This window comes from Streptomyces sp. NEAU-174, assembly GCF_052665095.1.
In genome coordinates this window covers 68,641-88,307 of record NZ_JBQTCE010000018.1, presented here as the reverse complement: position 1 = coordinate 88,307, position 19,667 = coordinate 68,641, and the positions used below count along the sequence as shown (strand labels likewise).

General features: G+C 72.5%; 15 protein-coding genes and 1 pseudogene. 12 read left to right on the top strand and 4 right to left on the bottom strand.

Going from position 1 to position 19,667, the window contains the following annotated elements; translation table 11 throughout:
• The first annotated feature begins 41 nt into the window (after positions 1–41).
• From ACT2CW_RS39555 to ACT2CW_RS39540, 4 genes are all read left to right on the top strand, one after another.
• On the top strand, positions 42–1,613 hold the full coding sequence (locus tag ACT2CW_RS39555; RefSeq protein ID WP_445520086.1) for an acyl-CoA synthetase: 1,572 nt from the start codon (positions 42–44) through the stop codon (positions 1,611–1,613).
• Positions 1,614–1,702: 89 nt separating this feature from the next.
• Positions 1,703–2,128, top strand: coding sequence for an Hsp20/alpha crystallin family protein (locus ACT2CW_RS39550; RefSeq protein WP_182467950.1), 426 nt, complete (start codon positions 1,703–1,705; stop codon positions 2,126–2,128).
• Between the two features lie 44 nt (positions 2,129–2,172).
• Positions 2,173–2,619, top strand: coding sequence for a DUF2267 domain-containing protein (locus ACT2CW_RS39545; protein ID WP_445520085.1), 447 nt, complete (start codon positions 2,173–2,175; stop codon positions 2,617–2,619).
• A 137-nt stretch (positions 2,620–2,756) separates the two neighbouring features.
• Positions 2,757–3,362, top strand: a complete 606-nt coding sequence (locus ACT2CW_RS39540; RefSeq protein ID WP_445520084.1) for a chorismate mutase — start codon at positions 2,757–2,759, stop codon at positions 3,360–3,362.
• Between the two features lie 7 nt (positions 3,363–3,369).
• Here the strand turns inward: ACT2CW_RS39540 and ACT2CW_RS39535 are convergent, their stop codons facing one another.
• Positions 3,370–3,927, bottom strand: a complete 558-nt coding sequence (locus tag ACT2CW_RS39535) for a GNAT family N-acetyltransferase (protein WP_445520137.1) — start codon at positions 3,925–3,927, stop codon at positions 3,370–3,372.
• Positions 3,928–4,077: 150 nt separating this feature from the next.
• Positions 4,078–5,706 carry an acyl-CoA synthetase gene (locus ACT2CW_RS39530; RefSeq protein ID WP_445520083.1) on the bottom strand — a complete coding sequence of 543 codons (1,629 nt, stop codon included), beginning with the start codon at positions 5,704–5,706 and terminating at the stop codon, positions 4,078–4,080.
• 176 nt (positions 5,707–5,882) lie between these two features.
• On the opposite strand from ACT2CW_RS39530, the gene ACT2CW_RS39525 reads away from it, so the two are divergent.
• From ACT2CW_RS39525 to ACT2CW_RS39500, 6 genes are all read left to right on the top strand, one after another.
• Positions 5,883–6,689, top strand: a complete 807-nt coding sequence (locus ACT2CW_RS39525) for a crotonase/enoyl-CoA hydratase family protein (RefSeq protein WP_138912420.1) — start codon at positions 5,883–5,885, stop codon at positions 6,687–6,689.
• Positions 6,690–6,749: 60 nt separating this feature from the next.
• Positions 6,750–7,709, top strand: coding sequence for a Zn-ribbon domain-containing OB-fold protein (locus ACT2CW_RS39520; protein ID WP_445520082.1), 960 nt, complete (start codon positions 6,750–6,752; stop codon positions 7,707–7,709).
• On the top strand, positions 7,710–8,804 hold the full coding sequence (locus tag ACT2CW_RS39515; protein WP_414081698.1) for a thiolase domain-containing protein: 1,095 nt from the start codon (positions 7,710–7,712) through the stop codon (positions 8,802–8,804).
• Positions 8,801–9,967: a thiolase domain-containing protein gene (locus ACT2CW_RS39510; RefSeq protein WP_020873529.1), complete on the top strand. Its 1,167-nt coding sequence runs from the start codon at positions 8,801–8,803 to the stop codon at positions 9,965–9,967. The genes ACT2CW_RS39515 and ACT2CW_RS39510 overlap by 4 nt, the downstream gene beginning before the upstream one ends.
• Before the next feature lie 93 nt (positions 9,968–10,060).
• A complete protein-coding gene (locus tag ACT2CW_RS39505) occupies positions 10,061–10,306 on the top strand; it encodes a DUF397 domain-containing protein (protein ID WP_037958670.1) in 246 nt (81 codons plus the stop codon).
• Between the two features lie 342 nt (positions 10,307–10,648).
• Complete coding sequence (locus ACT2CW_RS39500) at positions 10,649–12,481, top strand: AMP-dependent synthetase/ligase (RefSeq protein WP_445520081.1); 1,833 nt, start codon at positions 10,649–10,651, stop codon at positions 12,479–12,481.
• Between the two features lie 40 nt (positions 12,482–12,521).
• Here ACT2CW_RS39500 and ACT2CW_RS39495 read toward each other — a convergent pair whose 3' ends face one another.
• Positions 12,522–13,622, bottom strand: a complete 1,101-nt coding sequence (locus ACT2CW_RS39495) for an isoafricanol synthase (RefSeq protein ID WP_414081700.1) — start codon at positions 13,620–13,622, stop codon at positions 12,522–12,524.
• Between the two features lie 252 nt (positions 13,623–13,874).
• On the opposite strand from ACT2CW_RS39495, the pseudogene ACT2CW_RS39490 reads away from it, so the two are divergent.
• Positions 13,875–16,803 (top strand): annotated as a pseudogene (locus ACT2CW_RS39490) (ATP-binding protein).
• 61 nt (positions 16,804–16,864) lie between these two features.
• On the top strand, positions 16,865–17,365 hold the full coding sequence (locus ACT2CW_RS39485; RefSeq protein WP_445520080.1) for a hypothetical protein: 501 nt from the start codon (positions 16,865–16,867) through the stop codon (positions 17,363–17,365).
• 89 nt (positions 17,366–17,454) lie between these two features.
• Here ACT2CW_RS39485 and ACT2CW_RS39480 read toward each other — a convergent pair whose 3' ends face one another.
• Positions 17,455–19,479 (bottom strand): N-acetylmuramoyl-L-alanine amidase, encoded by a 2,025-nt coding sequence (locus tag ACT2CW_RS39480; protein ID WP_445520079.1) that lies wholly within the window; start codon positions 19,477–19,479, stop codon positions 17,455–17,457.
• Positions 19,480–19,667 lie beyond the last annotated feature (188 nt).

Sequence of the window (19,667 nt, the reverse complement as noted above, 5' to 3'; positions counted from 1 at the left end):
CATTCCCCTGACCCCGCCGTCAGAAGGAGGACCGGACCGCCATGTCCCCTACACCCAACGGCTTCTGGGCCCAGGCCGCGCTCGAGCCCGACCGCACCGTGCTCATCGCCCCGGACGGCGAGGAGTGGACCGCCGGGCGGCTGCACGGCGCGTGCAACCAGCTCGTCGCCGGGCTGCGCGCCGCCGGGCTGCGCCGCGGCGACGCCCTGGCGGTCGTCCTGCCCAACGGGGTGGAGTTCTTCGTCGCCGCGCTCGCCGCCACCCAGGCCGGGCTCTATCTGGTGCCGGTCAACCACCATCTGGTCGGCCCCGAGATCGCCTGGATCGTCTCCGACTCCGGTGCCAAGGTGCTGATCGCCCATGAGCGCTACGGCGGGCAGGCGGCCGCGGCCGCCGACGAGGCGGGGCTGCCCGCGACCCACCGCTACGCCGTCGGCGCCATCGACGGCTTCCGCCCGTACGCCGAACTCCTCGAGGGGCAGCCGGAGGAGCCGCCCGCCGAGCGCGAGCTGGGCTGGGTGATGAACTACACCTCCGGCACCACGGGCCGGCCGCGCGGAATCCGCCGCGCGCTGACCGGAAAGCTCCCCGAGGACAGCCACCTCGGCGGCTTCCTGCGGTTCTTCGGCATCACCCCGCGCGCCGAGGAGCCCGACCACGTCCATCTGGTGTGCTCACCGCTCTACCACACCGCCGTCCTCCAGTTCGCGAGCTCCTCGCTGCACATCGGCCATCCCCTGGTGCTCATGGACAAGTGGACGCCCCAGGAGATGCTGCGCCTGATCGACACCTACCGCTGTACGCACACCCATATGGTGCCGACCCAGTTCCACCGGCTGCTCGCCCTCCCCGACGAGGTCAAGCGGTCCTACGACGTCTCGTCGATGCGCCACGCCATCCACGGCGCCGCGCCCTGCCCCGACCATGTGAAGCGCGGGATGATCGACTGGTGGGGCGGCTGTGTCGAGGAGTACTACGCGGCCAGCGAGGGCGGCGGCGCCTTCGCCACCGCCGAGGACTGGCTGAAGAAGCCGGGGACCGTCGGCCGCCCCTGGCCCATCAGCGAGATCGCCATCTTCGACGACGAGGGCACCCGGCTCGGCGCCGGTGAACTCGGCACCGTCTACATGAAGATGAGCACCGGGGGCTTCGCCTACCACAAGGACAAGTCCAAGACCGAGAAGAACCGCATCGGCGACTTCTTCACCGTCGGCGACCTCGGCCTCCTGGACGAGGACGGCTATCTCTACCTCCGCGACCGCAAGATCGACCTGATCATCTCCGGCGGGGTCAACATCTACCCCGCCGAGATCGAGGCCGCGCTGCTCACCCATCCGGCCGTGGCCGACGCCGCCGCCTTCGGAATCCCCCACGAGGACTGGGGCGAGCAGGTCATCGCGGTCGTGGAGCCCGCCGAGGGGCATGCGCCGGGGCCCGAGCTGGCCGAGGAGATCCTCGCCCACTGCGCCACCCGGCTCGCGGGCTACAAATGCCCCAAGTCGGTGGAGTTCATCGCCGAGATGCCACGCGACCCCAACGGCAAGCTCTACAAGCGGCGGCTGCGCGAGCCGTACTGGGAGGGTGCGGTCGACGCTGGTCAGACCCCACATTGAGCGTGGGGTTGTCAACTTAATGTCGGTCGCGCTATATAACTAGTCATAGGGCATCGCACGCAGCGCGATACGAAAAGGAGTGATCTGTGATGCTCATGCGCACCGACGCCTTCCGGGAGCTCGACCGGCTGTCCCAGCAACTGCTCGGCACCGCCGTACGGCCGGCCGCCATGCCGATGGACGCCTACCGCGCGGACGACGAGTTCGTCGTCCACTTCGACCTCCCGGGCATCGATCCGGACACCATCGACCTCGATGTCGAGCGCAATGTGCTGACCGTCCGCGCCGAGCGGCGCTCCCCGGCCCCCGAGGGCGCCGAGATGATCGCCTCGGAGCGCCCCTCCGGCCTCCACACCCGTCAGCTCATCCTCGGGGACACCCTCGACACCGAGCGGATCGACGCCTCGTACGACGCGGGAGTCCTCACCCTGCGCCTGCCGGTCTCGGAGAAGGCCAAGCCGCGCAAGATCAAGGTCAGCGACGGGGCGAGCACCCCCCGCCAGCTGACCGCCTGACGCACCTCCCCCCACACCTTCACGAGAAAGGCGCCCTCACACCCATGTTCCAGCAGCGTCGCCCGGGGCGGCGGCAGCCCGGTATGACGTACGACGAGCTGATTGAGGCGGTGCGGTACGACGGCCTCTACCCCACCCGGGAAAGGGCCGAGGAGGTCACCCGTACCGTGCTGGCCGCCCTGGGACGTCAGCTCACCGGTGAGGAGCGGGTCGCCCTCGCCGCGGCACTGCCCCGGAGGGCGGCGCGGGTGCTCGCCGCCGAGATCCCGGGCCCCGAGCGGCTGACGGGCTGGGGATTCGTCAAGGACATCGCCGCGCGCACCCCCGAATCGACCCCGGCGACCGCCCGTTGGGACGCCGGATCGGTGCTGGGGATCATCGGGCGGGTGGCGGGCCCGGACCTGCTGCGCCGCATCCTCGGCCAGCTCCCCGAGGGCTACGCCCTGCTGTTCGGCCAGGCCGAGCTGGCCCGGCCGCCACAGCCCGTCTGATCCGGTCGGCGCTCACGGGGCCGGTTCCGCTTCCCGCGGGACCGGCCCCGTGGCGCGCTCGCGGTGCGGCGCCCTATCGTTCCAGAGCCCGCCGGACGCCACCGGGGCCCCGTACCGCCGAGAGAGGAATCTCGCCCATGCGACCGCATCCGTCCCCGCGTCATGCGCTGATCGCCGTGCTGGCCGCCGCCGTGCTGGCCACCGGGGCCACCGCCGCCGTCGCCGCGCCGGCCGGTCCCGCCCGTGTCCAGCACGGCACCCTGCGGCCGCTGGTCGACCTGTCCGCGCAGCGGGTGCTGGTGGCCGACGAGGTCGCCGCCGCGAAGTGGGGCACGGACAGCCCGATCGACGATCCGGCGCGGGAGCGGGAGGTGCTGGAGGCGGTGGCGCGGCAGGCCGAGGAGCTGGGCGCCGACCCGGTGGCCACATCGCGGATCTTCCGTGACCAGATCGAGGCCAGCAAGGTCGTCCAGCGCGGCCTGTACAGCCGCTGGGACGCCGACCCCGCACAGGCGCCCACCGAACGCCCCGACCTCGGCCGGGTCCGGCTGGAGATCAACCGGATCAACGGCGAACTCGTGCGCGCCATCGCGGACTCGGCTGCCGTACGCGAGTCCCCCTCCTGCGTGGGACACCTCACGGCCGGGGCAGCCGCCGTGGTCCACGGGCGGCGTCTGGACCCGCTGCACACCGTGGCACTGGGCCGCTCGCTGCCGTCGGTGTGCGAGCGCGGAGCGCCGTAGGGGGCGGTCAGGGCACGGGGCGGTCGTTGAGGATGCGCTGGAAGAGCAGATGGTCCCGCCAGGCCCCGGCGATGTGCAGATAGTCCGGCGCCATGCCGATCCGGGTGAATCCGCAGCCGAGCAGGACGCGTTGGGACGGGACGTTCTCCACCAGCGTGCTGGCCTCGATCCGGTGCAGCCCGAGCCGCTCGTCGGCCGTCCGGCAGACGGACCGGACGGCCCGGGTGGCCAGTCCGCGGCCGATGTGCCCGGCGTCGATCCAGTACTCGAGATGGGCGTTGCGCCAGGGCCCGAGGACGATGTTCGACAGGGCGACCGTGCCCAGGATCCGCTCGCCGCCGGCCAGCACCCAGGGCACCCTCCGGCCGGACTCCCACTGTTCCAGCTGGTCCCGCAGCCGGGCGGCCTGGCCTTCGGCGGTGAAGAAGCTCTCGTCCCGCGGTGGGCTGGTGGGGCGCAGATGCTCGAGGTTGCGCGTGAACGCGTCCGCGAGCGCCTCGGCGTCGTCCGCGGCGGCGATCCGCAACGTGATCCCATCGGCGAGAGGTACAGGAGGGGGAACGATCACCCGGTCAGCCTACGGGGCGTCCGGCGGTACGCGTATGCCTGCGGCGGGCTGTTCCCCTCCCCGCCCCTTCCCGTAACCGGGGCTCCGCCCCAGACCCCGGGATCCGGGGGCATGGCCCGCCGGACACTCCCCGGCCGACGCGGCGGTTCAGCCGCTGTGCGAGGTCTCCTGGTCCGCTCCCTCCGCCACCGCCCGCGCCCAGCGGTAGTCCGCCTTGCCGCTGGGGGAGCGCTGGATGCGGTCGGTGAAGACGACCGTACGCGGGATCTTGTAGCCCGCGAGCCGCTCCCGGCAGTGGTCGCGGACCGCGTCGGCGGTGAGCCCGGACGCCTCCGTACGGGGCTGGACGACGGCCGCGACACGATGGCCCCAGCGGGTGTCCGGAACGCCCGCCACCAGCGCGTCGTACACATCCGGATGGGCCTTCAGGGCCTGCTCGACCTCCTCCGGATAGACCTTCTCGCCCCCGGTGTTGATGCACTGGGAACCGCGCCCGAGGACGGTGATCACACCGTTCTCGTCCACGGTCGCCATGTCGCCGAGCAGCACCCAGCGCTCGCCGTCCGCCTCGAAGAACGTCTCGGCGGTCTTCTTCGGGTCGTTGTAGTAGCCGAGCGGCACATGGCCGCGCTGGGCGATCCGGCCGGGCTCACCGGGCGCCACCGGGGCGAGGGTCGCCGGATCCACCACGGTCGTCCGGGCGTTGACGCGCAGCCGGAAGCCCTTCTCGGGGCCGGAGTCGGCGGTGGCGGTGCCGTTGAACCCGGACTCCGAGGAGCCGAAGTTGTTCAGCAGCAGGGTGTGCGGGGAGAGCTCGGCGAACTGGGCGCGTACGGTCTCCGAGAGGATCGCGCCCGAGCTGCTGACGCTGAGCAGCGAGGAGAGATCGGTGCCCTTGAGGGGGCCGGTCAGGGCGTCCACCAGGGGCCGCAGCATCGCGTCGCCGACCAGCGAGGCCGCGGTGACCTTCTCCTTCTCGATGGTCCTCAGCACCGCCTCCGGCATGAACTTCCGGTGCAGTACCACCTTCTGACCGAAGTTGAACGCGATGAAGGCCGTAAGGGTGGAGGTTCCGTGCATCAGCGGCGGGGTGGGGAAGAAGACCAGCCCCTCGCCGCCCGCGGCCACCCGCTCGGCCAGCTCCTCCGGGCGCTCGACGGGCTGGCCGGTCGGGGCGCCGCCGCCGAGACCGGAGAAGAAGAGGTCCTCCTGCCGCCAGACCACGCCCTTGGGCATCCCGGTGGTGCCGCCGGTGTAGATGATGAAGCGGTCGTCGGCGGACCGGGCCGGGAAGCCGCGCTCGGGCGACCCGGACGCCTCGGCGTCGGTGAACGCCACCGATGGGCCGGGGCCGTTCCCGGTGCCGACCCGCACCAGATGGCGCAGGGTACCGGTGTGGGGCAGCGCGGCGGCCACCCGCTCGCCGAACTCGGCGTCGTAGACCAGCGCGGCCAGCTCCGCGTCGCGGTAGAGATAGACCAACTCATCCTCGACGTAGCGGTAGTTGACGTTCACCGGCACCGCGCGGATCTTCAGACAGGCCAGCGCGGTCTGGAGGTACTCCACGCCGTTGCACAGATGCAGCCCGACATGCTCGCCCGGGGCGATACCGCTGTCCATCAGATGGTGGCCGAGCCGGTTGGCGGCCGCGTCCAGCTGGGCGTAGCTGAGCCGCCGTTCGGCCCCGGTGCCCGGGTGGTCGAGGTACACCAGCGCCTCTCTGCCGGGCACGGTGTCGACGATCGACTCGAACAGGTCGGCAAGGTTGTACTCCACGACTCCTCCTGACCCCTCGATACCCCTCGAATCCGGCGGCTCGGCGCTCATTAGAGCCGCGCCGGGATGAGGTGGGAAGGGCTGCGGAACAAGAAATCTGACTGAGCATCAGATTTCTCTTGAAGTCGGTCCCCGGCTGCTGCAACCTGTTCTAGGTCTCGAGACGGGAGGACGTCGTGACAAGCGGGACCGAACACCTCATCGTCGAGCGCGTCGGCGCGACCCTGGTACTCACCTTGAACCGGCCCGAGGCCAGGAACGCGCTCTCGCTGCCGATGCTGGTCGGGCTGTACGACGGCTGGACCGAGGCCGACGAGGACGACGCCGTGCGCTCCGTGGTGCTCACCGGCGCCGGCGGGGCCTTCTGCGCGGGAATGGACCTCAAGGCGCTCGCGGCCGGCGGCCGGATGGACGGACAGCATGTCCGCGACCGCCTCGCGGCCGACCCCGATCTGCACTGGAAGGCGATGCTCCGCCACCACCGGCCGCGCAAACCGGTGATCGCCGCCGTGGAGGGCCCCTGTGTCGCGGGCGGCACCGAGATCCTCCAGGGCACCGACATCCGTATCGCGGGCCGCGGCGCCACCTTCGGGCTCTTCGAGGTCCGGCGCGGTCTTTTCCCCATCGGCGGCTCCACCGTACGGCTGGCCCGCCAGCTGCCCCGTACCCACGCCCTGGAGATGCTGCTCACCGGGCGCCCCTACCCGGCCGAGGAGGCGGCGCGGATCGGGCTGATCGGCCATGTCGTCCCGGACGGCACGGCGCTGGAGAAGGCCCTGGAGATCGCCGAGCTGATCAACGCCAACGGTCCGCTGGCCGTCGAGGCGGTCAAGGCGTCCGTCTACGAGACCGCCGAGATGACCGAGACCGACGGCCTGAAGTCCGAACTCGAGCGCGGCTGGCCCATCTTCGACACCGCCGACGCCAAGGAGGGCTCGAAAGCCTTCGCGGAGAAACGGCCGCCGGTCTACCGCCGGGCGTGACCCCCACCCCTCAGGCCCGCCGCACCCACCCCGCGGCCGCGCGGAAGGAGACGCACCCCCATGACCCCGGCCCCCTCACCCGAGGTGCTCCAGGCGCCTCTGGTCGTCGAGTTCCCGTTCACCCGCTCCCTCGGCCCGGTGCAGAGCGCCTTCCTCACCGGACTGCGGACACACACCGTGCTCGGTGTGCGCACCACCGACGGCCGGGTGCTGGTGCCGCCCGTCGAATACGACCCGGTCACCGCGGACGAGCTGGCCGACCTGGTCGAGGTCGCCCCCACCGGCACCGTCACCACCTGGGCCTGGAATCCCTCGCCGCGCCGCGGCCAGCCCCTGAGCACCCCCTTCGCCTGGGTGCTGGTGCGGCTGGACGGCGCGGACACCGCCCTCCTCCACGCCCTCGACGCGCCCGGCCCCGACGCCGTGCGCACCGGGATGCGGGTGCGGATCCGCTGGGCCGCGGAGCGCGCGGGCGCCATCACCGACATCGCCTGCTTCGAGCCGTACGACGGCGCCAGGGGTGGCGAAGCCGTGCCGCACAGGGGTGAGTTCACCGACCCCGTCAGCGGCATCGTGGCCCCCGCCCGCCTCGACTACACCTACGCGCCCGGCCGCGCCCAGTCGCGCTATCTGAGGGCCCTCGCCGACCACACCACCTACGGGGAGCGCTGCCCGTCCTGCCGCAAGGTGTACGTCCCGCCCCGGGGCGCCTGCCCCACCTGCGGTGTCGCCACCGAGGAGCAGGTGGAGGTCGGCCCGCGCGGCACGGTCACCACCTTCTGCATCGTCAACATCAAGGCGCGCAACCTCGATATCGAGGTGCCGTACGTCTACGCCCACATCGCCCTGGACGGCGCCGATCTGGCCCTCCACGCGCGCATCGGCGGCATCCCCTACGACGAGGTGCGCATGGGGCTGCGCGTGGAGCCCGTATGGAGCGAGGACGGCCGCTACCCCGACCACTACCGCCCCACCGGCGAACCCGACGCCGACTACGACACCTACAAGGAGATGTTGTAGATGCGAGAGGTGGCCATCGTCGCCTTCGGCCAGAGCGACCACCGGCGCGACACCGCGGAGACCTCCGAGGTCGAGATGTTGATGCCCGTACTCCACCAGGCGCTCGACGCCGTCGGACTCCGGGCGGGCGAGATCGACTTCACCTGCTCCGGCTCCTGCGACTATCTGGCGGGCCGCGCCTTCTCCTTCACCATGGCCCTCGACGGCGTCGGCGCCTGGCCGCCCATCTCGGAGTCCCATGTGGAGATGGACGGCGCCTGGGCGCTGTACGAGGCATGGACGAGGCTGCTGACGGGCGAGGCCGAGACCGCGCTCGTCTACTCCTACGGCAAGTCCTCGCCCGGCGATCTGCGGGAGGTCCTCACCCGCCAGCTCGACCCGTACTACGTGGCGCCCCTGTGGCCGGACTCGGTCTCCCTCGCCGCCCTCCAGGCCCAGGCGCTGCTCGACGCGGAGGTCACCCGGGACAGGGGGGACCCGGGGGACATCGTCGCCGACGAGCGGGCCCTGGCCGGGGTCGCGGCCCGCAGCCGGACCGCGGCCGAGGACAACCCCCATGCCCAGCTGGCCGGTTCACCGCCGCCCGAGACCCTCCTGGACGAGCCGTATCTGGTGCGGCCGCTGCGCCGCCACGACTGCCCGCCGGTCGGCGACGGCGCCGCCGCCGTCGTGCTCGCCGCCGGGGACACCGCGCGCCGGCTCTGCCGCCGCCCCGCCTGGATCCGCGGCATGGACCACCGGACGGAGGCGCACAGCCTCGGCGTACGGGACCTCACCCGCTCCCCGTCCAGCCGGCTCGCCGCCGAGCGCGCGGGCGCCTTCGAGGCCCCCGTCGACCTGGCCGAGCTGCATGCGCCGTTCACCTCACAGGAGCTGATCCTCCGCCGTGAGCTGCGGCTGGGGGCGGACGTACGCGTCAATCCGTCCGGCGGGGCGCTGGCCGCCAACCCCATGATGGCCGCCGGGCTGATCCGCCTCGGCGAGGCCGCCGCCGCCATCCACCGCGGCGCCGCCGACCGGGCCCTCGCCCACGCCACCTCGGGCCCTTGTCTCCAGCAGAACCTGGTGGCCGTCCTGGAAGGGGATGCCTCGTGACGAAGGAGCCGGTGGCCGTCGTCGGGATCGGCCAGACCAAGCACACCGCCGCACGCCGGGACGTCTCCATCGCCGGGCTGGTCCGGGAGGCCGCCGTACGGGCCCTGGAGGACGCCCAGTTGACCTGGTCGGACATCGACGCCGTCGTCATCGGCAAGGCCCCCGACTTCTTCGAGGGCGTGATGATGCCCGAGCTGTACCTCGCCGACGCGCTCGGCGCGGTCGGCAAGCCGATGCTGCGCGTGCACACCGCGGGCTCGGTCGGCGGCTCCACCGCGCTGGTGGCCGCGGGCCTGGTCGCCGCCCGTGTCCACCGGACCGTCCTCACCCTCGCCTTCGAGAAGCAGTCGGAGTCCAACGCCATGTGGGGGCTGTCCCTGCCCATCCCCTTCCAGCAGCCGCTGCTGGCCGGGGCGGGCGGCTTCTTCGCGCCGCATGTCCGGGCGTATATGCGGCGCACCGGCGCGCCCTCCGGCATCGGCGCCCTCGTGGCCTACAAGGACCGCCGCAACGCCCTGCGCAACCCCTACGCGCATCTCCACGAGCACGATCTGACGCTGGACCAGGTGCGCTCGTCCCCGATGCTGTGGGACCCGATCCGCTACTCCGAGACCTGCCCCTCCTCCGACGGCGCCTGCGCCATGGTGCTCACCGACCGCGCGGGCGCGGACCGCGCGCCGTATCCGCCCGCCTGGATGCACGGTGGCGCCATGCGCAGTGAGCCGACGCTCTTCGCGGGGAAGGACTTCGTCTCGCCGAGGGCCGGCCGGGACTGCGCGGCCGATGTCTACCGCCAGGCCGGGATCACCGATCCGCGCCGGGAGATCGACGCGGTGGAGATGTATGTGCCCTTCAGCTGGTACGAGCCCATGTGGCTGGAGAACCTGGGCTTCGCGGACGAGGGGGAGGGCTGGAAGCTCACCGAGTCGGGGGTGACGGAACTCGACGGCGAACTTCCGGTCAATCCCTCGGGCGGGGTGCTGTCCACCAACCCCATCGGGGCGTCCGGGATGCTGCGGTTCGCCGAGGCGGCGCTCCAGGTGCGCGGGCGGGCGGGCGAACACCAGGTCGACGGCGCCCGTAAGGCGCTCGGCCACGCCTATGGCGGAGGCTCGCAGTTCTTCTCGATGTGGGTGGTCGCGGACACGTCACCCGCCGGGTGAGTCTCCTGCTCACTCCTCCTTTCGTGGCCTGTGCGGCACCGGTCACGATCGCTAGGGTGGGGCGCGGACGACGATGCGGGAGGATGAGCTGACGTGGCCGATACCACCACCACCGAACAGCCACTGACAGGAAGCGGCGAGAAGCCCGAACTCGACCTCTCGGGCGCCCAGTGGCAGTCGAGCAGTCAGGGCGTGGGCGATGTGGAGATCGCCTTCGTCGAGGGGTTCATCGCGATGCGCCACGGGCGCCGTCCCGAGGGCCCGGCGCTGATCTTCACCCCGGCCGAGTGGCGCGCCTTCGTCCTGGGCGCGCGTGAGGGCGAGTTCGACCTCACCTGAACCGGGGAGGGTGATCGGGGCGGGCGGATCCGGCCGGACCGGATGGCCCGCCCCGTAGTGCGTTATCGGCCAGGATCAGAACGCACGGCGGCCTGATGGTGTCTCATATCGCGGCGCATGGCCTCCGGGTCCGTTTCCCATGAGTTCATCGCGGCTTCACGATCCCCTCACGCCTCATGCCGAAATGTGAGCGTGACTCACGGTAACACCGGCAGGTCGCGCCGGGTCTCCACGGGTGGGAACAGAATCGTCCACGCTCTATGCAGCCTCGGCCCCGGGAGGTAGTTTTCCCTCCCACCTCCCCGTTGTGCGGGGCGGAAAGTCGGCTGAAAAGGGGGTGTCGTGCGCGAATTCAGTCTCCCTCATATGGTGGAACCGCTGCGCGCGGGCGGGCTCGCGGACTCGGTGTACGAGCTGGCGGACCGCGAACCGGACCGGGTCCAGTTCGCCCGGCGCGACCCCGCCGACCGGGATCAGTGGACTCCGGTGACCGCCGCGGCCTTCCGGGACGAGGTCCTGGCGCTGGCGAAGGGCCTGCTGGCCGAGGGAGTGCGGTTCGGGGACCGGGTGGCCCTGATGGCCCGGACGCGCTACGAGTGGACGCTGTTCAGCTATGCCCTGTGGTCCGTCGGCGCCCAGGTGGTGACCGTCTACCCCACCTCCTCGGCGGAGCAGGTGGGCTGGATCCTGGCCCAGACGCGGGCCGTGGCCGTGGTGGTGGAGGGCGAGGACGACGCCATGACGGTCGGCGCCGTCTGCGACACCCTTCCCGCGCTGCGCTCCATCTGGCAGATGGACCAGGGCTGCGTCACGGAGCTGTGGCGGCGCGGCGCCGGGGTCCACGAAGAGCTGGTCACCGAGCGGCGCTGGCTCGTCGAACCGCGCAGTACGGCGGTCATCTGCTACACCTCGGGCACCACCGGACAGCCCCTGGGGTGCATGATCACCCACGCCAATCTCGCGGCCGAGTGCGACACCCTGTTCGCGGGCTGGAGCGGGCTGTTCGCCGAACCCGGGCAGAAACCCGCCATCCTGGCCTTCCTCCCGCTGGCGCACATCTACGGACTGATGGTCCAAGTGCTCTGTGTGCGCAGCGGCATCCTCATGGGCCACGAGCCCGAACTCAGCCCGTCCTCGCTGCTGCCGTCCTTCCAGTCCTTCCACCCGACCTGCGTCTTCGCGGTGCCCTACATCTTCGAGCGGATCCTCGGAGCGGCCCGGACCGCCGCCCAGGACTCGGGCAAGGGCTCGCTCTTCGAGCGGGCCATGGACACGGCGGTGCGCTACGCCGAGGCGGTCGAGCGGCAGACACAGGGCGCGGGGAGGGGACCGGGCCCCGGGCTCAGAGCCGCCCACGCCGTCTTCGACCACATGGTCTACCGGCGGCTGAGAGCGGTCCTGGGCGGCCGGGTGCGCTACGCGGTCACCGGCGGCTCACCGTTCAGCCGGGAGCTGGGGCTGATGTTCGCGGGCGCCGGGATCACCGTCTACAACGGCTACGGCCTTACCGAGACCACCGCCGCCGTCACCGCGCAGCCGCCCGGCCGCCCCCGGCACGGCACCGTGGGCCGCCCGATGCCGGGCACGGCGGTGCGCATCGCGCCGGACGGCGAGGTGTGGGTGCGCGGCGGCACCGTCTTCGCCGGCTATGTGGACGATCCGAAGGCCACCGGGGACGCGCTGCGCGACGGCTGGCTGCACACCGGGGACATCGGATTCCTCGACAGCGAGGGCTATCTGACCATCACCGGCCGTAAGAAGGACATCATCATCACCAGCGGCGGCAAGAGCGTCTCCCCGCTGCCGCTGGAGGAGCGGCTGCGGGCGCATCCGCTGATCTCGCAGTGCGTCCTGGTGGGCGACAACCGCCCCTTCGTCGGGGCGCTGATCACCCTGGACGCCGAGATGCTGAGGCGCTGGCACCAGGTGGTCGGCGCGCGGCTCCCGGTCGGCCGGGAGCACGCGTCGGCGAACAAGGCGCTGCACGCGGAGATCCAGCAGGCGGTCTCCACGGCGAACCTCTCGGTGTCCAGGGCGGAGTCGATCAGGGCCTTCCGCATCCTCCCGAAGGACTTCACGGTGGCGGACGGGCTGTTGACGCCCTCGCTCAAACTGCGGCGCGACGCGGTCTACAAGCTCTGCGCCGCGCAGATCGAGCAGCTCTACGCCAACTGACCGATCGAGCGGCGCCACGCCGGCCGAAGGGGCGAGCGGCCTACGCCGGCTGAGCGCCGGTCAGCTGCGCCCAGGGCCGCTGCCGCCCCCCGCTGACCGCCTCGGTGCCCTGCTCGTCGTACCGGGCCGTACGCAGCGACCAGCCCAGATTGCCCGTCATCACATGCCGCATGCCGTCCACATAGCGCGCCACGGCGCGGTGGGTGTCCGGGTCGGCCCCCGCGTCGGCGAGCCGCGCGGGCAGCTCGGCCGCGGTCTCCTCGAACCAGCGGTACCGGGCGTTGGCCAGATCGGCGATATGGCGTACCGCGTCCTCCAGTTCACCACCCGCGCGCTCCCGCTGGACGATGACGCTGTTGTGGACGTCGCCGACGGCCAGCTCCTTGTCCAGGGATGCGATGTCATTGGTGAAGACCACCACATCGTCCGTAGCCTCCCGCATCCCCTCCAGCGGGAAGCCGCCGTGCAGCGCGGGCGGCAGGGTGTAGCCGCCGAACGGCTCGTTCAGATCGAGACAGGGCTGTACGCCTATCGAGTGGCGCCGCAGCGCCAGCACGTCCTCCACCGAGCGCGGCACCTCCGCGCCGCCGGCCCCGGGCAGGGCGCCGGTCCGCTCCAGCGCCTCGCGGTGGTAGGAGTGCAGATACTCCAGCCAGTGGTGGCGGAAGCGGTCCCGCCACACCTGGGGCCGCCCGGAGTTGATGCGGCGCCACAGGTCGCGGAAGCTCTCCAGCAGCGGCCCGTCGTCGCCGCCCGCCCTGCCGTGCGCCAGGTCCTCGTCGGTGATCCGTACGACGTCCGCCACCAGCCGCGCCACCGCCTCCGGACGGCTGCCCAGCTCCCCGTCGAACTGGTCGTCGAAGACGAAGTACCAGCCCACGAGGTCACTGCCCAGGTTCAGGTCGGTGCCGGTCGCCCGGGGGTAGAACAGACCCGCCAGCACATCGAAGCGGAGCGCGTCGTACTCGGCGACGGACGCGTGGTCCTCGAAGACGCCGAACCGTGAGAGCCATTGGATGGTGTGGTGCCTGGCCGCCTCGGTGCCGGGGTTGAGGTCGGCGGAGGCCGGAAAGCCGAACAGGGCCGCCCGGCGCAGCAGTGCCGTCCGCCGGGCCTGTGGTCGCGCAGCGTGCGTATGCATGAGTGGTGTCCGCCCCCTTCGTGGTTCGGGCGGCCAGGGCCCGCATATACCACAGGCGAAAGCGGTATCTGGCCAACCCGTTGAATCCGGTCATCCTCGCGTGCGGGACGTGGCATCGATAGAGGAGGTGGTGAATTGGCGTGTGCCACTGGCAATGCCCGGCGGAAATCCCCCCATGGGGGAGCTACGCAGCGTGCCATCCGCGCTACGCTCGGCGTCACCTGCCGGAGGGGAAGCAACGTGGCGGAGTACATGGACCAACAGAACCGGACGCGTCGGACGCTGCTGGAGCGGGAGCGGGAGCTGCGCGCGGTGGACGCCGCGCTCACCGAACTGTGCGGTACCGATCCCGGCGACGGGACCGAGGCCCGTAGCGGCGGAGTGATCGCCTTCGAGGGGCCCGGCGGCGTCGGCAAGACCGCGCTGCTCGGCGAGGCGCGCCGCAGGGCCGCCGCGCGCGGTTGCACCGTGCTCCGGGCCCGCGGCGGCGAGCACGAACAGGGCGCGGCCTTCCATGTGGTGCGCCAGCTCTTCCAGCCGGTGCTCGCGGAGACCGGCGAGGACGAGCACCGCAGGATCCTCGGCGGCTGGTACGAGATCGTCGCGCCCGCGGTCGGCCTGGTGGTCTCGGGCCACGGCGGGGCACCCGATCCGCAGGGCGTCCGCGACGGCCTCGACTGGCTGGTGACCCGCTTCGCCGTGGAGCACGCCCCGGTCGTCATGATCCTCGACGATGTCCACTGGGCCGACCCCGAATCGCTGGACTGGCTGACCCGGTTCGCCCCGCGCACCGCCGACCTGCCCCTGCTGCTCGCCGTCGGCTACCGCCCGGAGGACCTGACCGCCGACGTCGCCGCCATACGGACCCTGGTCGAGCGCCAGGGTTCACGGCCCCATGTGCTGGCGCCGCTCACCCCGGGCGGAGTCGGCAGGATCGTCCGTGAGGTCCTCGGGGACCACGCCGACGAGGCGTTCTGCCGCGAGTGCTGGGCGATGACCGGCGGCAACCCGTGGGAGGTCACCGAGCTCACCGCCAAGATCCGCGACCGCCGGCTGAAACCGCAGTCGGAGAACCTGCCCGCGCTGCGCGAGCTGGTCTCCTCGGCCAAGGACAGCGGGCTCAACGACCGGCTGACCCGCCTCGGCACCGCCGCCGTCCGCCTCGCCTGGGCCGTCGCGGTCCTCGGCATCGAGGCCACCCCGGCGCTGACCGCCAATGTCGCCGGGCTCAGCGAGACCGAGGCCGCCGACATGGTCACCCGGCTCGTCGACGCGCGGATCCTGGCCCCGCCGCGCCCCGGGAACGGCACCCGGCCCCTGGAGTACCTCCACCCGCTCATCGCCACCGCCGTCTACCAGGCCATCCCCGGCGCCCTGCGGGTGGCCATGCACGGGTCAGGCCGCCACCGTGGTGCTCGGCGCGGGTCTGGGCTCCGCGGCCGCCGGCCGGCACCTGCTGGAGATGCACCCCGAGGGCGACCCCTGGGTGGTGCGCCATCTGCGGGCGGCCGCCCGGGAGTATCTGCGCGCCGGAGCCCCCGACGCCGGGCGCCGCTGTCTGGCCCGGGCCCTGCGCGAACCGCCCGCCCTGGAGGAGCGCGCCGCCGTGCTGTACGAGCTGGGCTGCGCCGCCCAGCTCACCGAGCCCGAGGTCACCGTCAACCATCTGCGGGCCGCGCTCGAGGAGCCCGCGCTCGGCCCCGAGCTGCGCGAGGCGATCACCTACCGGCTCGCCCAGGCGTACGGCCACAGCGGCCGGATGGAGGAGGCCGCCCAGGTCTTCGCCGACGAGGTCGGGCGGGCCACCAGCGCCCGCACCCGGCTGCGGATGCAGACCGAGCAGCTGATGTGGAACATGTTCCGGGCCGACGAGAAGGAGTCGCCCGCCCGCTCCCGGCGGCTCGCCCGGCTCGCGGACCACCTCACCGGCCGCGGCATGGCCGAGCGCTATCTGATGGGGCTGCGCGCCTGGGACGCGATGACGCGCGGCGAACCGGTCGCCACCGCCCTGCACTACGCGGAGGAAGCCCTCGGCGACGGCCTCAGCTGGACCGATGACGACTGGGGCTTCGAGGTGCCCATCCTGGTCGCCCTGGTCTTCCTCCACTGCGACCAGCCAGGACGCGCCGAGGAGCTGTTCAACAAGGGCATCGCCGAATGCGAGCGCAAGGGCTGGCGCGGCTCCCACCTGGCCTTCGGCTTCACCCTCCTCGGTTACGCCCGGCTGCGCCGCGGCGCCCTCGGCGAGGCGGAGGAGCTGGCCCGTGAGGGGATGCGGATCGCCGACCTGGTGGGCTCCTCGACCCCCGCGCACTGGACCGCGGTCGGCACCCTCATCGGAACGCTGATCTGCCGGGGCCGGATCCAGGAGGCGCAGGAGTTCGCGGCCCGGCACCGCGGCGAGACCCTGCCGCAGGCCACGCTCTGCCCCGATGTCCCGGCGGTCCGCGGCGAGCTGCTGCTGGCCGCCAACCTCCACCGCGAGGCCCGGAACCAGCTCACCGAGGTCGGCCGCCGCATGGACGGGCGCGGTATGCGCAACCCCGCCTGGTGTCCCTGGCAGCTCCACCTCGCCCAGACCCTCGCGCTGACCGATCCCCGGCAGGCCGCCGAGGTCGCCGACGACGCGGTGCGCCGCGCCCGTCAGTTCGGCACCCACTCCGCCGTCGGCAAGGCGCTGCACACCGCCGCCACCGTCACCCAGGGGCCGGACCGGATCAAGCTGCTGGCCGAGGCCGTCAGCCATCTGATGCGGTCACCGGCCGCGTACGACCTGGCCGTGGCGCTGGTCGACCACGGCGCCGCGCTGCGCCGCATCGGCCTGCCCCAGGAGGCCGGCGACCGGCTCTACCGCGGTCTGGAGGGCGCCGTGCGCTGCGGGGCCGACGCGCTCGCGGCCCGGGCCCGCGACGAGCTGTCCGCGGCCGGGCTGCGCCCCATGCAGCTGCGGGTCGATCACACCAGCCCGCTGACCTCGCAGGAGCAGGTCGTCGCCGAGCGGGCCGCCGAGGGCTGGTCGGACGCCCGGATCGGCGAGGCCACGGGGCTCGAGGAGCGTGAGGTGGCCCGGCTGCTGTCCGAGGTCTACCGTAAGGTCGGCACCGACCGGGCCGGGCTGGCCAAGCGGCTCATCACCCCCACGGTCGGCCTTCCCCAGCGCCCGGCGCCCGACCCCGGATGAGGGGTGCGGCCCGGCCGCTCCCCGGCACGGCAACGGGCGCGCGGCCACGTACCATGTCCGCATGTCCTTCCTCCGCCGCCGCAGCGCCGCCACGCCCACCGGGCCGGACTTCGACGTCCTCGCCATGGACCCGGGAGACTGGCCCGGCGATCTCGGAGCGGGGCTGCTGCCCGCTCCGGATGGCACCTGCCAGGGCGTCTTCCTGCGCTACGACCTGTTCGGCGGCCGCGGCCCGGCGATGATCATCGGCAATCTGCCCGAGGGCTCACCGGCCCGGGAGGTGGGCGAGGGGCGGCCGCCGTTCGAGGTGACCCAGCTGCTGGCGGCGCTGGGGAACGACGAGCCGGTTCAGGTGGTGGACACCGAGGACAGCCCGGTGATGCACGAGGACAACCTGCTCATCGTCCGCCGGATCAAGCTCTCCGAGGGCCGGATCTCCTGCGCCCAGTTCGACCGCAGCGACGGTGTGCTCGTCACCATCGCCAGCTGGGACCGGCCGATCACCGACGATCTGTACCGGCTGCTCAAGCCGCTGCCCGCGGAGATGTTCCAGCAGCGCTGAGAGACCTGCGCCGGGGGCCGTGAGACGCCCGTACGGTCGCTCACGGCCCCCGGCCGGCCGTCATACGGCGCACTGACGGCCCGTCAGGCTCACTTCCCCGAGGGCCGGACCGTCACATCGGCGGCCCGGACGAACGCCACCCGGTGCCCGAACTGGATCTGGTAGTACACATCCTGGCCGCGCACCACCTTGTGACCGGCCGGATCGAAGGTGGTCGCCCACAGATACTCGCCCCGCACCCTGAGCCCCAGCGGATAGGACTGCCCGGCGAGCAGCTTGTACGGCAGCGGCGAGACCGCCTGCACCGGCACACCCTCCGGATACGCCTCCTGCTCCGGGTAGGCGCGGCCGTACACCGGAACCTCCGCCGCCCCGGCCTTGGGCGTCACCACGAGCCCCTTGGCGCTCACCGCCGTCGGCCGCCGCTCGGGGTTCTGGAACCAGGCCCGCTGGCCGAGGTACCAGATCGCCGTCCAGTCGCCCTCGTGCCCCGCGACCGCGAACTGCTGCCCGGTGGTGGCGCGGGCGCCGGTGTCGTTCACCCCGGTCGTGGAGTCCGAGCCGTCCGGGCGCAGCCCGATGTCCTTGACCAGCGGGGCGTCCGCGCTCGGCGCCGTGTGCAGCCGCACCGCGGCCGAGCCGTGCGGGGCGCAGGCCTGGCCCGCCGTCTCGCAGTCGGTGTAGACGGGCCGGTTGGTGTCGTAGTCGGGGCGGATGGTGACCAGGCCGCCGGAGGAGCCCGCGGTGCGCCGGAAGGGCGCGCCGAGCAGGGTGAAGTAGTGCGCCCAGTCCCAGTAGGGGCCGGGGTCGGTGTGCATGCCCTTGATGGTGGAGGCGGTGGTGCCCGGCACATTGTCATGGCCCAGGATGTGCTGGCGGTCCAGCGGGATCTCGAACCGCTTGGCGAGGTAGCGCACCAGCCGCGCCGAGGAGCGGTACATCGCCTCCGTGTACCAGGCGTCCGGGGCGGTCAGGAACCCCTCGTGCTCCAGCCCGATGGACTTGGCGTTGACGTACCAGTTGCCCGCGTGCCAGGCGACGTCCTTGAGCGGCACATGCTGGGCGATATGCCCGTCGGAGGAGCGCAGGGTGTATTGCCAGGACACATAGGTGGGGTCCTGGACCAGCTTGATGGTGGTGTCCCAGGAGCCCTCGGTGTCATGGATGACGATGTAGTCGATGGACTGCGAGGAGGGGCGGTCGCCCAGGTCGTGATTGCCGTAGTCGTTGTCCCCGAACTCCTCGTAGGGCGCCGGGATCCACTCGCAGGACACGTCCTTGGGGGCCTCGACCCGCGGATCCCGCGCCCGGGACGGCAGACCGAGCGTCCGCAGCTGCCGGGTGTCCGGGGCGACATCGGGGGCCGCGTCCAGGGAGACCCGCTCGCCGCCCGCGGTCGTCCGCGCGGCACCGCCGCGGATCACCCCGTACACCTCGTCGGCGAAGAAGGCCGCGGCCGCGGCGTCATCGGCCCCGGAGTACGCCGCCACCGCCGCGTACCAGTCGGCGGGGTCCTCGCTCGACGGCAGCCCCAGCCGCTTCTGCGTGGCGGCCAGCAGGGCCGCGCCACCGCGCACATTGGCGCTCTCGTCGTCGCGCAGCGCCTGCGCGGACAGCCCGGTGAGGTCCGCGGCGCGGCTGAGGGTGCGCAGCCGGGCGGGCAGCTGCCGGGGCTGGGGAACGGTGGCCTTGGGGACCCTCAGCGGCCGGGCCAGATCGCCGCGCGCGTCCTCGGTGCCCTGGCTGTGGTGCGGGGCGGTGAGCAGCGCGGTGTGGGCGTCGGTGAGGTGCATGGGGCCGTAGCCACCGGTGACGCTGGGCGCGCCACCGTGGCCGTCCCAGCGCGACTGGAGATATGACACGCCCAGGAGCACGCTCAGCGGAACGCCGTACTCGGTGGCGGCGGCCGCGAAGGCGCGCTGTAGGGCACCGCCGTCGGCACCGGGTCCATCGGCCTGCCGCTGGTCGGCATGGGCGGCGGGGGTGGCGGATACCAGCGGGAGCAGAAGGGCGGCGGACGCCGCGGCTCCCGCGGTGCGCAGCGTGGTTCTCCGGGTGGGACCGGACGGGGTTCTGTGCGCGTCGTGGGCGCTGTCCTGTGCGGATCCTGGCATTGCAGCCTCCTCAAGCGGGCCGGGCCGAGCCGAGCCACTTAGAGATATGCGCTGCCAGGCGTGGCGTCAATCGCCGTCACCCGGACGGGCGTTCGCATGGCCACCCGCCTGCGGCGCGTCACCGGTCCAGACCGGTGACGCGCCAGGCGGTCGCCACCCCGCCTCCTCCTCGCGGGTGCCGAACAGCG